The organism is Bacillus sp. FSL W8-0223, assembly GCF_038006805.1.
GTDB lineage: Bacteria > Bacillota > Bacilli > Bacillales > DSM-4216 > Bacillus_O > Bacillus_O smithii.
The window spans coordinates 3,477,945-3,492,634 of record NZ_JBBOVX010000001.1 but is presented as its reverse complement, the minus strand read 5'-3'; the positions used below and the strand labels follow the sequence as shown (position 1 = coordinate 3,492,634).

Sequence of the window (14,690 nt, the reverse complement as noted above, 5' to 3'; positions counted from 1 at the left end):
ACATTGGGCATGGCACCGCAAAAGTGAAAACGAGTCATTGCACTTTCCAGAATATTGTCCCAAGAGGATTAAAAGTGCCGCTCGACATGACTGTTGACATTGATTTAAAGATGCAAATAAATGGAATGAGTCTTTTTGAAAGGGATGTGGAGGGTTTGGCGGATTCGATCGACCAAAAAAGAACAGTCAAAATTCATCTGTCTACAGTGATTACGAACGATGAGGAAAAGGAAGAATTTGAACTGGTTTTATTTGGGGAATACTTTGAAAAAGGCGGATCCGTTTACTTAAAATATACGGAAGTCCAAGAAGAAGGGACCGTTAGAACGATTGTAAAGATGTCAGGTGAAGAAGCCGTCATTTTAAGAAATGGAGCGGTAAAATCCAGGCTTGTTTTCGATAAAAATCACCCGATGAGCGGTTCTTACGACAGCCCTTATGGTACACTGTTATTAAATACGATCACCCGGAACATGGATCGATATACATACAGCGAGAAGCCGTTGAACGGCCGTTTGGCTTTGACATACGATTTATTTATGCAAGGAAAGTTCCTCGGAATATATTCCTTGACCATCACGTTTGAGGAGGTAAAGAATGTATGAATATCGTAGGAAAGATTCAGGAACAGTTGAAATCGGAAATTAAAGCGGCTGTGTTAAAAGCGGGGCTGGCAGCGGAGGAAGAGTTGCCGGCTATTGTGTTAGAAACTCCAAAAGATAAAGCGCACGGCGACTATTCGACCAATATTGCGATGCAGTTGGCTCGAATCGCGAAAAAGCCGCCTCGCCAAATTGCGGATGAAATTAAGAATCAATTCGATCGTTCCCAGGCATCGGTAAAAGAAATCGAAATTGCCGGACCGGGTTTTATTAATTTTTTTATGGATCATCATTATTTAACAAAGTTAATTCCGGCCATTTTAGAGGCGAAAGACCGCTACGGCGAGTCCAACGCGGGAGCTGGACAAAAAATTCAAGTGGAATTTGTATCGGCTAACCCAACAGGCGATTTACATCTTGGACATGCCCGCGGGGCGGCAGTCGGCGATTCATTGTGCAACGTAATGGAAAAAGCCGGTTATGAAGTGACGCGCGAGTATTATATTAATGATGCCGGAAACCAAATCCATAATCTTGCCCTTTCCGTGGAGGCTCGTTATTTTCAGGCGCTCGGAAAAGATAAAGATTTGCCGGAAGACGGCTATTATGGAGAAGATATCGTCCAGATCGGGAAACGTTTAGCAGAAGAGTTCGGGGATCGATATCTTCATGTAGACGAGCAAGAACGCTATCAATTTTTCAGAGAATACGGCTTGAAATATGAAATGGAAAAACTGAAAAAAGATTTAGAAAACTTCCGTGTATCTTTCGATGTTTGGTATTCGGAAACATCTCTTTATAAAAATGGAAAAATCGATGAAGCGTTGGAAGTATTGCGCAAAAGCGGCTACACATATGAAAAAGACGGTGCTCTTTGGTTTCGCTCTACCGCTTTTGGCGATGACAAAGATCGTGTACTCATTAAAAGCGACGGTTCTTACACGTATTTGACCCCGGATATCGCGTATCACCGCGATAAATTCGAACGCGGGTTTGATAAAGTGATCAATATTTGGGGAGCGGACCACCACGGCTATATTCCGAGAATGAAGGCAGCAATCTCGGCGCTTGGCTTTAATGCAGAGAATCTGGAAGTAGAAATCATTCAGCTTGTTCATTTATACAAAAACGGCGAAAAGATGAAAATGAGCAAACGTACCGGAAAAGCGGTCACGATGCGTGAACTGATTGAAGAAGTGGGTTTGGATGCGGTTCGTTACTTTTTTGCGATGAGAAGCGGGGACACTCATATGGATTTTGATTTGGATCTTGCCGTTTCTCAGTCTAATGAAAACCCGGTTTATTATGCACAATACGCTCATGCGCGCATTTGCAGCATTTTGCGGCAAGCGGAAGAACAGCAAATTTCTATTGATGATCAAGTAGATTTATCTTTGCTTGGAACGGAAAAAGAAATTGATTTATTGAAAAAACTAGGAGATTTTCCACTAGTTATCGCTGACGCAGCAGAAAAGCGGACGCCACACCGGGTAGCCAATTACATTCAAGAGTTGGCTTCTGCTTTCCACAGCTTTTACAATGCCAATAAAGTTTTGGATCAAGATCATCTTCCTTTATCCAAGGCTCGACTTTCTTTAGTGAAAGCCGTTCAAATAACGCTTAAAAATGCATTAAGCTTGATCGGTGTTTCTGCACCGGAAAAAATGTGAGAAAAAAGCGATTCAAGAACATTTTTTGCTATTTCATTCGGCTTGCCCATTCCTCGAGGCGTTTTTTCGGAAGAAACAGCGATTTCGTCCAAAAAACGGGCCAAAACTGGAGGAATGGAGAGCCTTTCATGCAATAGGGGGTATACCCCCTTTTTTCATGGAAAGAAGAAGCTGAACGCCTCATTTTATAGCAAAGGAAGCAGCGTTTTAGCCAATGTGGCTTTTGCATAGGTTGCCGGATCCATTTTTTTGGCTTCTTTATACGTCATGATTTTCGATTGACGTATGTCTTCTTGAATCTCTTTCATGATCACGTTTTGGATAAAAGAAGGGTTGTAAATAAAGCAATTGCACTCAAAATTCAGGCTGACGCTTCTTTGGTCAAAGTTCGTCGTTCCGATAATGGCTTTCTCACGATCAATGATGATCGCTTTTGCGTGGTAGAAACCGGCTTGAAATTCGTAAACGTTTGCTCCTGCTTTCAATATTTGTTGAAGAAAAGGATAGGCGGCTTCCCGAACAAGCGGATGGTCTTTTTTACAAGGGATGATAACGGAGACATGGACGCCTCGTTTGAGAGCTTTTAATAAAGCATCTAAAAGGCGTTTCGTTGGAATAAAGTAAGGGCTGCCGATCAATATAGACTTTTTTGCTTTCAACAGCTCATTTTCTAATTGTTCATCAAGGCCGACTCCGTCCGAAAAGGTAAATTGATGCATGATTCCGCCATTTCCTGCATTTGGAACAGACGAGTCTGCAGGTTCCGTATCTTTTTCACCCGCCGCTTGCCAATCCATCCTAAATTCTTTTAGGAGATCTGAAACGCCAGGGCCTGTCAAGCGAAGATGGTAGTCGCGCCAGGGGGATAAACGCAGCTTTCTCCCGATGTATTCGCCGCCGATATTAAAGCCGCCGATATAAGCAATTTTTTTATCAATGATGGTGATTTTGCGGTGGTTCCGCTGCTGAAAAGTAAAAAAGAAAAAAGGGGGTTTCGGGCGGTTAGAAAAAGCAAACTGAACGCCATTGGCTTTTAACTGTTTGATCCTTTTTCTTTTTAAACCGAAGCTTCCGACCCAATCGCATAGAAGACGGACTTGTATTCCTTCTTTCGCTTTTTGCTCTAAAAGCTTTAAAAAATGTTCGCTAAGGGCGTCGTTTTTTACGATATAAAAGAGGATATCAATAGAACTGGTCGAATCGTTTATATCTTTAAACAAACGTTTGAAAAAATCCTGTCCATCCGTAATGAATTCAAGATCTCCTGTCTGTATAGGATAATTTCGCAGCGCGACGCGTTTTCTAAACCATTTTTTTCCGAAGTAAAAATCGATGGTCAACCAAATAATGAGAACGATAACCAATCCAACAGCCCACATCCATATCATAAAGCCATCCCCTTTCCATATGTCGTCATCTTTTTTTAGTCTGTCCCATTCCTAGCCATTTTACGTGCGAGAATGAAAGGATCTTGTTGCTTCAAGAAGCATTTAGCCTGTTATTGAAGATAAAATTCCAGGAATGAAAGCCTCGATCCGCTGTCTGTTTTTGGTTGATTGAAAAAGTTTGTTCGAGAAAAAGGTTGACTGAACATTCATTCATTATATAATAGAAATAAGTAAATTCAGAAAATTATATATTTTTACTCTAATATAATTGAAAAGAAGAGCTGTTCAAAGATAGGGGAAGGGAGTGCTGAAGAAGATATGAATGGATTATTATGGGTAAATTTGATTGCGGCCATTCTTGTCACTGCTTACGCTGTGTATTTGTTTGCCTATGTGGTCAAAACGCGAATAGAATACATCAAACTGGGAAAAAAAACAGAGTTTGACCACCGTGTTAAAGAGCGTTTGAACAAGATTTGGGTTTATGTTTTCGGCCAGCAAAAATTATTGAAAGACAAGAAAAGCGGAATATACCATGTGATTTTTTTCTACGGATTTATTCTTGTGCAGTTTGGGGCGGTCGATTTTATTTGGAAAGGAATTGCCCCGGGGTCCCATTTGCCGCTTGGTCCGGTGTATCCAGGTTTTACTTTTTTTCAGGAAATCGTCAGTTTGCTGATTTTATTTGCGGTAGGTTGGGCGTTTTATCGCCGATATATTGAAAAGCTTGTTCGTTTAAAACGAAATTTTAAAGCGGGACTCGTACTTCTCTTTATTGGATCGCTCATGATATCCGTATTGGCGGGTAACGGCATGGACATCATTTGGCACGAACCATCCATTAGCTGGACTTGGAACGAGCCGGTAGCTTCCGCCATAGCGGTGGCTCTAACGGGGATCGGCAAGACAGCTGCTGTGACCGTATTCTATATTTTCTGGTGGATTCACTTGCTCGTTCTGCTGACATTCCTTGTTTATGTGCCTCAATCTAAACATGCTCACTTGATCGCCGGTCCCGCAAATGTGTATTTAAATCGGCTGGACCATAAAGGAAAACTACACCCTATCAATTTTGAAGATGAATCTCAACAATCGTTCGGGGTCGGCAAAATTGAAGATTTCACACAACTTCAGCTTGTTGATCTTTATGCTTGCGTGGAATGCGGAAGATGCACAAATATGTGTCCGGCGACAGGGACAGGAAAAATGTTGTCACCGATGGATTTGATCGTCAAACTTCGGGATCATTTAACGAATTACGGAGCCTCGGTCACCTCCAAACAGCCTTGGGTGCCGGCGTTCGCTTTTCAAAATACGAAAGGAAATCAGCTTGCTTTGGCCGCGAAAAACGAAGGGTCCATAGAAGCCGCAGCCGCTGTAGACTATAACCCATCTTTAATAGGCGATGTCATCACGGAAGAAGAAATTTGGGCATGCACCACTTGCCGCAATTGTGAAGACCAATGCCCGGTGATGAATGAGCATGTCGACAAGATTATTGATTTGCGCCGCTATCTTGTTTTGACAGAAGGGAAAGTGGCGCCTGATGCCCAAAGAGTTATGCAGAACATAGAAAGGCAAGGAAATCCGTGGGGATTAAACAGAAAAGATAGAGAAAATTGGCGGGATGCTCGAGAAGATGTTCATGTTCCGACTGTAAAAGAAATGAAGAAAGCGGGAGAGGAATTCGAGTATTTATTCTGGGTTGGATCGATGGGTTCATTTGACAACCGCAGCCAAAAAATCGCTTTGTCTTTTGCAAAATTGCTAAATGAAGCGGGCGTTAAGTTTGCCATTCTCGGAAATAAAGAAAAAAATTCCGGCGATACACCACGCCGCCTTGGAAATGAATTTTTATTCCAAGAGCTGGCTCAACAAAATATCGCGGAATTTGAAAAGATTGGAGTGCGGAAAATCGTCACTATTGACCCGCACGCTTACAATGTATTCAAAAATGAGTATCCGGATTTTGGATTCAAAGCGGAAGTCTATCATCACACTGAACTTCTGGCCAAGCTGGTAAGGGAAGGGAAACTCCGGCCGAAATATGAAGTGAATGAAACGATCACATTCCATGATTCTTGTTATTTGGGCCGTTACAATGATGTTTTTGACCCGCCGCGGGATATTTTGAAGTCCATTAAAGGGGTAAAATTGGTGGAAATGGAGCGCAATCGTGAAACGGGAATGTGTTGCGGGGCAGGCGGAGGATTGATGTGGACAGAAGAAGACACAGGTCAACGTATCAACGTGGCTCGCACTGAGCAAGCGTTAGCTGTCCGGCCGACAGTGATTAGTTCAGGATGTCCCTATTGTTTGACGATGTTGTCTGATGGTACAAAGGCTAAAGAAGTGGAAGAGATAGTGGCTACACTGGATATTGCTGAAATTCTGGAAAGAGCAGTGTTTGGTCCGAAAGAAGCAGAAATGCCAATTTCATCTTGATCAAAAGACGATATAATGCATTAAATTTTGAATTTTCAAAAATGTATTTACCTTTCATCCGAATTTCATTTAAAATAAAGAAAAGATGATAAGGGGCACTTGTCCATTTCTCCTTATTCCATACATTGAGCGAATGTTCATTTGTGTGTAAGCGTTTCCTTTATAAGGGAAAGGAGATGGAAAAAATGGTGAAAACAGTGATTGTTGAGGGAGCAAGGACGCCGATCGGAAAACTTGGAGGGAGTTTACGTTCTTTAACGGCTCCCGAACTTGGAGCGGTCGCGATGAAAGAAGCGATGCTTCGAGCAAATGTTCAACCGGCGGAAGTCGATGAGGTGATCATCGGGACCGTTCTTCAAGGGGGGCAGGGGCAGCTTCCGTCCAGACAGGCCGCGAGAAAAGCGGGAATTCCTTGGAACGTCAAAACGGAAACGATCAATAAAGTCTGCGCATCAGGAATAAGAAGCATCACATTGGCGGACCAAATCATTCGTGCGGGAGACGGAGAAGTAGTGGTAGCAGGCGGAATGGAGTCGATGTCCAATGCTCCTTACGTTTTGCAAAACGTCCGTTCCGGCTTGAGAATGGGCGATGACAAATTGGTGGATTTAATGATCTATGATGGTTTAACGTGCGCCTTTTCAGGAGTCCATATGGGTACGTTCGGAAACAAGACCGGAAAAGAACTGGGCATTTCCCGCGAAGAACAAGATGAATGGGCTTATCGCAGCCATCAGTTGGCCATTAAGGCAATGGAGGAAGGAAAGTTTGCCGAGGAAATTGTTCCTGTCGAAGTCCCGCAGCCAAAAGGCGAACCGGTGTTGGTGTCCGATGATGAAGCGCCGCGTAAAGATACGTCCATTGAGAAGCTGGCCAAATTAAAGCCGGCTTTTGATCGAGACGGAACGATCACGGCGGGAAATGCTCCGGGTGTAAATGATGGAGCGGCGGCTCTGGTTCTGATGAGCGAAGAGCGCGCCGAAAAAGAAGGCAAAAACATCCTTGCTCGGATTATTGCTCATGAGGCTGTGGCGGTAGAGGCGGAAAATTTTCCGAAAACTCCCGGATTGGTCATTAATGAGCTTTTGAAAAAAACCGGAAAATCAATTGATGACATCGATTTATTTGAGATTAATGAAGCTTTTGCCGTAGTGGCGCTGGCAAGCAGTCAAATAGCCGGGATCGATCTAGATAGAATCAATGTCAATGGCGGGGCGGTTGCTCTCGGCCACCCGATCGGGGCAAGCGGAGCACGGATAGTTCTCACGTTGGCATACGAGTTAAGAAGAAGAGGCGGCGGAATAGGAGTGGCGGCCATTTGCAGCGGCGGGGGTCAAGGTGATGCCGTTATGATTGACGTTCCCAAACAATAAAGCGTGGTTTTACCTGTTTGGTTGATGGACCTTTCGTCAGGACAGATGCGGCTCAGATATCGTTTTCACTTTAAAAGCGAGGGATTCAAATTCTATAGAAAAGATTACACGAATACAATGGGGATACCGTTTTGGCAACCGGAGAAGGAAGCCTCCGGCAGCTGCTCCTTTTTGCGCCTTTTTAGCTGGCGTGAAGGGGACGGAGGCTGTCTTCCTAATGAAAAAGAAGATTTGGAAGTGTCTGGTTCCCGAATGAATGGTTGAGGTGAAATGAATGGATATCAAAACGGTCATGGTTGTCGGCGCCGGCCAAATGGGATCCGGAATCGCACAAGTTTGTGCGCAATCCGGCTATCAAGTTATCGTAAACGACATTAAGGAAGAATTTTTAGACAAGGGTTTCGCAGTCATTGCCCGAAATTTAGCCCGGCAAGCGGAAAAGGGAAAGATAACAAATGAGGAGAGAGATCAAACGCTTTCCCGATTAAGGAAATCGATTGATATTCAAGATGCCGGTGATGTGGATTTAGTCATTGAAGCAGCAGTAGAAAATATGGAAGTCAAAAAAAGCATTTTTGCTGAATTAGACAAATATGCGCCGGAGCACGCCATTTTGGCCTCCAATACTTCATCCTTGCCGATCACGGAAATCGCTGCGGCCACGAATAGGCCGGAAAAAGTAATCGGCATGCATTTTATGAATCCGGTGCCGGTAATGAGGCTTGTGGAGATTATTCGCGGATTGCAAACATCGGAGGAAGTGTATCAATCCATTGAGTCCATGACCAAATCTCTTCAAAAAGTGCCGATTGAAGTAAATGACTTCCCTGGATTTATTTCGAACCGAGTGCTGATGCCGATGATCAATGAAGCCATTTATGCATTATATGAAGGGGTCGCAACAAAAGAAGCCATCGATGAAGTGATGAAATTGGGGATGAATCATCCAATGGGACCGCTTACGTTGGCCGATTTTATCGGACTTGATACTTGCTTGTATATTATGGAAACCCTTCATGAAGGGTTCGGCGATGATAAATATCGTCCATGTCCGCTTTTAAGAAAATATGTAAAAGCTGGGTGGCTAGGCAAAAAAACGGGAAAAGGATTTTATGAATATTCTTAAACATTGTTTGAATAAGGACAAAGGGGTTTAAAACAGGGACAGCGGGAAGAGCTGTGTAGGCTGTCATCACTACTTTCTTGGGGGGACAGCGATGAAGCTTCATTTCACGGAAGAACAGGAAATGTTTCGAAAAGCGGTTCATGATTTTGCCAAGGAAGAAATAGAGCCGTATTTGGACCGAATGGAGCAAGGGGAGTTTCCGAGGCTTATTGTAGACAAAATGAAAAAAAAGGGGCTAATGGGCATTCCTATTCCGGAAGAATATGGAGGCCGCGGACTGGATTTTATTTCTTATATTTTGGCAATTCAGGAGCTGTCCAAAGTCAGCGCAACCATTGGAGTTATTTTATCCGTTCATACGTCCGTTGGCACAAATCCCATTTTGCATTTTGGAACTCCTCAACAAAAACATAAGTATATTCCGAAGTTGGCAAAGGGAGAGTATTTGGGAGCTTTTTGCCTGACCGAGCCAGGTTCCGGTTCAGATGCGGCTAGTTTAAGAACGAGAGCGGTCAAACGAGGGGATCACTATATTATAAACGGTTCAAAGATATTCATTACGAACGGAGGGGAGGCGAATACATACATTGTGTTTGCTTCCACTAATCCCGAAGCGGGAAGGAAAGGGATTTCCGCTTTTATCGTTGAAAGGGAGACTCCCGGTTTTCATATAGGAAAAGACGAACGGAAAATGGGGCTTCACGGCTCTCGAACCGTCCAATTGACGTTCGAAGACATGAAAGTGTCAGTAGAAAACTTACTCGGAAAGGAAGGCGAGGGGTTTAAGGTGGCGATCACCAATCTCAATGCCGGACGCATCGGCATTGCGGCCCAAGCGTTGGGAATTGCGGAAGCTGCCTTGGAAAAAGCGGTCTCCTATGTCAAAGAGCAGCGGTCAACAGGTGAATCGTCCATCTCCGAGCAAGGCGTGGACTTTCGATTGGCGGATATGGCAACGAATGTGGAAGCGGCAAAATTGTTAGTATACCGGGCGGCGTTTTTGCATTCCCGGGGGCTTCCATGCGAGAAGGAAGCATCCATGGCAAAACTATTCGCATCCAATATCGCCATGGAAGTCACAACAGAGGCGATCCAAGTCTTCGGGAGAGACGGCTATTCGAAAGACCATCCCGTTGAGCGCTATTTCCGAGATGCCAAAATCACCCAAATCTATGAAGGAACAAATGAAATACAAAGAATCGTCATTAGTAAACGGTTGTGAGAAGAGGTGCTGAAAATGAATTTTCAATTATCGGAAGAGCATGAAATGATTCGAAAAACAGTACGTGATTTCGCCCAAAAGGAAGTAGAGCCGACTGCAAGTGAACGGGACGAAGAAGAACGTTTTGATCGGACTTTATTTGAAAAAATGGCAGAATTAGGCCTTACTGGAATCCCGTGGCCGGAAGAATACGGCGGGATCGGCAGTGATTATCTTGCGTACTGTATTGCGATAGAAGAGCTGTCAAGAGTAGACGCTTCTATTGGCGTTACCCTTTCGGCTCATACATCTCTTGCCGGTTGGCCGATTTATAAATTCGGCAGTGAAGAGCAAAAACAAAAATATTTAAAACCAATGGCGGAAGGAAGAAAGATCGGAGCATACGGTTTGACGGAACCGGGATCTGGATCGGATGCCAGTGCAATGAAAACCACTGCGCGGCGGGATGGAGATGACTACATCTTAAATGGGTCGAAAATTTTTATCACGAACGGCGGTGAAGCGGATATATATGTCGTCTTTGCCATGATGGAACCGGAAAAGAAGCACCGTGGCATTAGCGCGTTTATTGTGGAAAGCGGATTTGAGGGATTTTCCGTTGGCAAAAAAGAAAAAAAGCTGGGAATCCGCTCTTCGCCTACGACGGAAATTATTTTTGAAGATTGCCGGGTTCCAAAAGAAAATCTTCTTGGAAATGAGGGGGATGGCTTTAAGATTGCCATGATGACGTTGGATGGAGGGAGAAATGGGATTGCCGCTCAGGCGGTTGGTATTGCTCAAGGCGCTTTGGATGCCGCAATAGCCTACGCGAAAGAGCGTCATCAATTTGGCAAGCCGATCATCGCCAACCAAGGAATTTCTTTTAAATTAGCGGATATGGCAACCGGTGTAGAAGCAGCCAGATTATTAACCTATCAAGCTGCTTGGCTTGAATCGCAAGGTCTTCCATACGGAAAGGCTTCCGCCATGTCGAAGCTTTTTGCCGGAGATACAGCGATGAAAGTCACAATCGAAGCCGTTCAAGTTTTTGGAGGCTACGGGTTTACAAAAGATTATCCGGTGGAACGCTTTATGCGTGATGCCAAAATCACCCAAATCTATGAAGGAACACAAGAAATTCAAAAACTGGTTATCTCCAGAATGTTAACAAAGGAATAAAAATCGAAAAAAATATCAACGGCAAGAGCTTGCCTATAAAATAACCATGATCCCAATTGGACGAGAAGTCGGAAGTCTGACTCCTCTGCGTTTTTTGCACAGTATCAAAAGGTCTCCGTCAAAGAGGGCGCCAGAATACGCAAAGGAGCGCAGACTTTTTTTACCGCAAATGGTCAAAAGCAGCCAAGACTAGAACAAACTATGCCTGATGAAAAGGCGGTCGATCGTATGAAAGGAAGAAAAGTTCATGCTTCTGTAAAAGATGAACAACTGATTCAAAAAAGGCGAAATGAGATGATTAGAGGGACGGTCCTTTTTTTAAAAAAGAGTTTCATCGCACAACTACTAAAGAAATGGCAAGTGAATTTAACTTCCCTCCGAAAGAAGTCTCCTACTTCTAAACGTGAAAGTGCGGAAGCACCAGTGAAAGTGGGAGATGAATTTCGGTTAGGCGTAGCCTAAAGTTGTCTCTTTTTTGCGCTATGATAGAATCAGTGTTATATAAATGAAAGGCTGTTATATCAATGAAATTAGATAATAATAATCATTCGGTATTCCGTTTGTATTATCATCTTGTTCTGGTCGTAAAATATCGCAGACAAGTGATTGATGATACCCTATCTGACTATGCAAAAGATATGTTTATTCGACTTGGTGAACATTACAATATTTCCTTGGTCGAATGGAATCACGATCTTGACCATGTGCATATTTTGTTCAAAGCACATCCGAATAGTGAACTATCAAAGTTCATCAATGCCTATAAAAGTGCAAGTTCTAAGACTTATCAAAAAGCATTTTCCACAAGTGAAAAGAAAACTTTGGAAAGAGTATTTTTGGTCAAGAAGCTTTTGCTTACTTACAACAGGTGGTGCGCCCATTGAAGTGATAAAGCAGTATATAGAAAATCAAGGGAGGAAGTGAGGTGATTTGATATGGCAAACAAAGCATATAAATTTCGTCTGTACCCAACACAAGAACAAGAGCGACTTCTTACAAAAACCTTCGGTTGCGTTCGTTTCGTCTACAACAAAATGTTGGCTGAACGAATGGAAACATATGAACCATTCAAGGACGACAAAGAAGTCTTGAAAAAGCAAAAAAAATTCCCGACTCCTGCAAAGTACAAAAAGGAATTTCCATGGCTCAAAGAAGTAGACAGCCTTGCGTTGGCAAACGCTCAACTGAATTTGCAGAAGGCATACCAAAACTTCTTATCTGGTCGTGCTGAATTTCCGAAGTTCAAAAGCCGAAAGGCAAGACAGTCCTACACAACCAACGTGGTCAACGGAAACATTATGCTTTTGGATGGTTATATCAAATTACCGAAACTGAAACTTGTAAAAATCAAACAACATCGAGAAATTCCGTCACATCATATCATCAAGTCTTGTACGGTTTCTCGAACAAAAACAGGAAAATACTATGTTTCTATTCTCACTGAATACGAACATCAACCTGTACAAAAAGAAGTACAAGCTGTGGTTGGCTTAGATTTTTCCATGAACGGTTTATTGGTCGATAGTGAAGAAGGTAAGACAGCCAATTACCCTCGTTTCTATCGCCAAGCCTTGGGAAAATTAGCGAAAGAACAGCGTGTTCTATCACGCAGAAAGAAAGGTTCTAATCGTTGGCACAAGCAACGACTAAAAGTGGCGAAGCTACATGAAAGAATTGCGAATCAACGAAAAGACTTTCTACATAAGGAATCGCACAAATTAGCGAAACTATATGATTGCGTGGTTATCGAAGACCTCAACATGAAGGGAATGTCCCAAGCACTCAATTTCGGCAAAAGCGTTGCTGATCATGCATGGGGCATGTTCACGAAATTTCTCCAATACAAGTTAGAGGAGCAAGGGAAAAAGCTTATCAAAATAGATAAGTGGTTTCCATCATCCAAAACTTGTTCATGTTGCGGTCGAGTAAAGGAGTCTCTATCTCTTTCTGAGCGCATATTCCATTGTGATTGTGGTTTTGTAGCAGATAGAGATTGGAATGCTTCTATCAATATCAAGCGTGAAGGATTGCGACTGTTGGCATTAGCATCATCATAAATAGAGCATGGAACAGGCTCGATAGCTAAGTAAATTTCGTACCGTTAGGTGCGATTACCTTAGAAGCCCTCACCTCTAAGCGAAGCGAAGGTGGCGGGTAGTTCACAGTACATAAAATGGATTTTAAAAACGTTGGAACAAGGAAAGAGTAAAAAGATTTGGCAGGTTTCTGTGTATTCTTTCCGATAAAAAACTGCGTATTGTAAAAAACCAAATCAATTTCGTCTGTCCAAGACATAAACATAAATTGTGAATATCTGTCTTTTTTACAAACCACCCTTTCATTTGGAACGAAAGGGTGTTAAAAGAAGAAGAGGAAAGGATGAAATCAATTTTGTCGTACGGATGGAAAGGCCGGTCGGTTTCTGATCATTCATAAGACATTTCAATATTTTGCTCATCTCTTCGAAAGACGGGACCAAGCACGTCAAGTGATGATCAAAAGAGGGGTCCCTCTCTTTTGCTGAAGCTGCAGTAGGGAGTAGTATATGAAGAATATTCGCGCTATAATAATACAGCGAAAGATAACTTGGGGCGTGGAACGATGAAAATTTTGCGAAGATGGGTCGCAATCGGTTCCTTTGTAGCTGTCTCCTCCTTTCTTTATGAAAAACAATTGGGAGCTGTTCCTTTTTTGTTTTTATCTATTTTTTTCCTGACGGCTGCTTATCGAGTGAAGACAAAAGATCGGAAGAAAATGAATGTGAGCATCTGGGGAACTTCTTATAAGAGTGAAAAAATGAGTGAATAAGCGGATTATATATGGCATAAACAAAGCATTATTGTTTATAATGGAAAATATGTATTCTAGTGTTCAATAATGTACAGAGCGTAATTTCAGCATAAGAAAAGGCCGGGTTTTAATCCGTGTTCTTTATGTGCTCTTGAGCAGGAAGCACCCGAATGGATCAACACTTTGTTTTTTTCGCTCCTTAAAGAGTGTGGAAATAGAGAAAGGAAGTGCGAACAGTGAATCTTGAACAGTTGTCGAAAGATGAGTTAAATGAAATGTCTTTTATTGAGCTGGCCTTTGCCATTCTAGAAAACAAAAAACAAGCCATTCCATTCCAACAATTACTGAACGAAATTCAAAAAATATTAGAGTTGTCCGATGAAGAAATTCAGGATAAAATGGTTCAGTTTTATACGGATTTAAATATTGACGGTCGTTTTCTTGCCTTAGGTGAAAACCAATGGGGGTTAAGAGCGTGGTATCCAATTGATCAAATTGAAGAAGAAACCGCTCCGACGGTTAAAGTACGAAAGAAAAAGGCGAAAAAAGCGGTGAAAGATGAACTCGAAGATTACGATGATACGGTGGAGGATGGTGATTTCGAAGATCTGGATGATTTTGATGACAGCCTCGACGAAGTAGAAGATCTGGATGACGAAGAGGATTTTGACGATTTGGATGAAGAAGAAGATTTTGATGACGATCTTCTGGATGAAGACTATGATTTGGACGAAGACGAATTGGACGAGGATTTAGACACTATTGACAAAGAAAAGGAATTATAATTCTGCGCTTGACTTCTTTTAATGAGAATTGTAGTATGTTATCTGGGCTCTATAAAAACTTTTTTGTATATAAAGAAGAAAGAACGCTCCCTTACTGTTCATAGGTAAGAGGGGCGTTTTTGTATTTTACC

The 14,690-nt window shown here is 42.6% G+C and carries 11 protein-coding genes and 2 pseudogenes; 12 read left to right on the top strand and 1 reads right to left on the bottom strand.

Annotation, left to right across the window (positions count from 1 at the left end; all coding sequences use genetic code 11):
* Positions 1–74: 74 nt before the first annotated feature.
* Both NST81_RS16700 and argS read left to right on the top strand, forming a co-directional pair.
* Positions 75–605, top strand: a complete 531-nt coding sequence (locus NST81_RS16700; protein ID WP_270583633.1) for a DUF1934 domain-containing protein — start codon at positions 75–77, stop codon at positions 603–605.
* Positions 602–2,272 (top strand): arginine--tRNA ligase, encoded by a 1,671-nt coding sequence (argS, locus tag NST81_RS16695; protein ID WP_003353385.1) that lies wholly within the window; start codon positions 602–604, stop codon positions 2,270–2,272. Before NST81_RS16700 ends, argS begins: the two co-directional genes overlap by 4 nt.
* A 185-nt stretch (positions 2,273–2,457) precedes the next feature.
* On the opposite strand, the gene cls is transcribed toward argS, so the two are convergent.
* Positions 2,458–3,660: a cardiolipin synthase gene (cls, locus tag NST81_RS16690; RefSeq protein WP_341030373.1), complete on the bottom strand. Its 1,203-nt coding sequence runs from the start codon at positions 3,658–3,660 to the stop codon at positions 2,458–2,460.
* Between the two features lie 318 nt (positions 3,661–3,978).
* Here cls and NST81_RS16685 point away from each other — a divergent pair, with 318 nt between their 5' ends.
* The 10 genes and pseudogenes from NST81_RS16685 to rpoE all read left to right on the top strand — a co-directional run bounded on the left by NST81_RS16685 (position 3,979) and on the right by rpoE (position 14,559).
* Complete coding sequence (locus NST81_RS16685) at positions 3,979–6,105, top strand: (Fe-S)-binding protein (RefSeq protein WP_341030371.1); 2,127 nt, start codon at positions 3,979–3,981, stop codon at positions 6,103–6,105.
* A 185-nt stretch (positions 6,106–6,290) separates the two neighbouring features.
* Complete coding sequence (locus NST81_RS16680) at positions 6,291–7,478, top strand: acetyl-CoA C-acetyltransferase (RefSeq protein ID WP_048624257.1); 1,188 nt, start codon at positions 6,291–6,293, stop codon at positions 7,476–7,478.
* 274 nt (positions 7,479–7,752) lie between these two features.
* A complete protein-coding gene (locus NST81_RS16675) occupies positions 7,753–8,604 on the top strand; it encodes a 3-hydroxybutyryl-CoA dehydrogenase (protein ID WP_327796713.1) in 852 nt (283 codons plus the stop codon).
* Between the two features lie 91 nt (positions 8,605–8,695).
* Positions 8,696–9,826, top strand: coding sequence for an acyl-CoA dehydrogenase (locus NST81_RS16670; RefSeq protein ID WP_341030369.1), 1,131 nt, complete (start codon positions 8,696–8,698; stop codon positions 9,824–9,826).
* 15 nt (positions 9,827–9,841) lie between these two features.
* Positions 9,842–10,984 carry an acyl-CoA dehydrogenase gene (locus NST81_RS16665; protein ID WP_341030367.1) on the top strand — a complete coding sequence of 381 codons (1,143 nt, stop codon included), beginning with the start codon at positions 9,842–9,844 and terminating at the stop codon, positions 10,982–10,984.
* Positions 10,985–11,212: 228 nt separating this feature from the next.
* A pseudogene (locus NST81_RS16660) lies at positions 11,213–11,358 on the top strand (TetR/AcrR family transcriptional regulator); the annotation flags it as partial.
* Positions 11,359–11,508: 150 nt separating this feature from the next.
* Positions 11,509–11,908 (top strand): annotated as a pseudogene (tnpA, locus tag NST81_RS16655) (IS200/IS605 family transposase).
* An 11-nt stretch (positions 11,909–11,919) separates the two neighbouring features.
* Positions 11,920–13,041, top strand: a complete 1,122-nt coding sequence (locus NST81_RS16650; RefSeq protein ID WP_341030365.1) for a transposase — start codon at positions 11,920–11,922, stop codon at positions 13,039–13,041.
* 544 nt (positions 13,042–13,585) lie between these two features.
* Positions 13,586–13,792: a hypothetical protein gene (locus tag NST81_RS16645; RefSeq protein ID WP_040341037.1), complete on the top strand. Its 207-nt coding sequence runs from the start codon at positions 13,586–13,588 to the stop codon at positions 13,790–13,792.
* Positions 13,793–14,010: 218 nt separating this feature from the next.
* A complete protein-coding gene (gene rpoE / locus NST81_RS16640) occupies positions 14,011–14,559 on the top strand; it encodes a DNA-directed RNA polymerase subunit delta (protein WP_341030363.1) in 549 nt (182 codons plus the stop codon).
* Positions 14,560–14,690 lie beyond the last annotated feature (131 nt).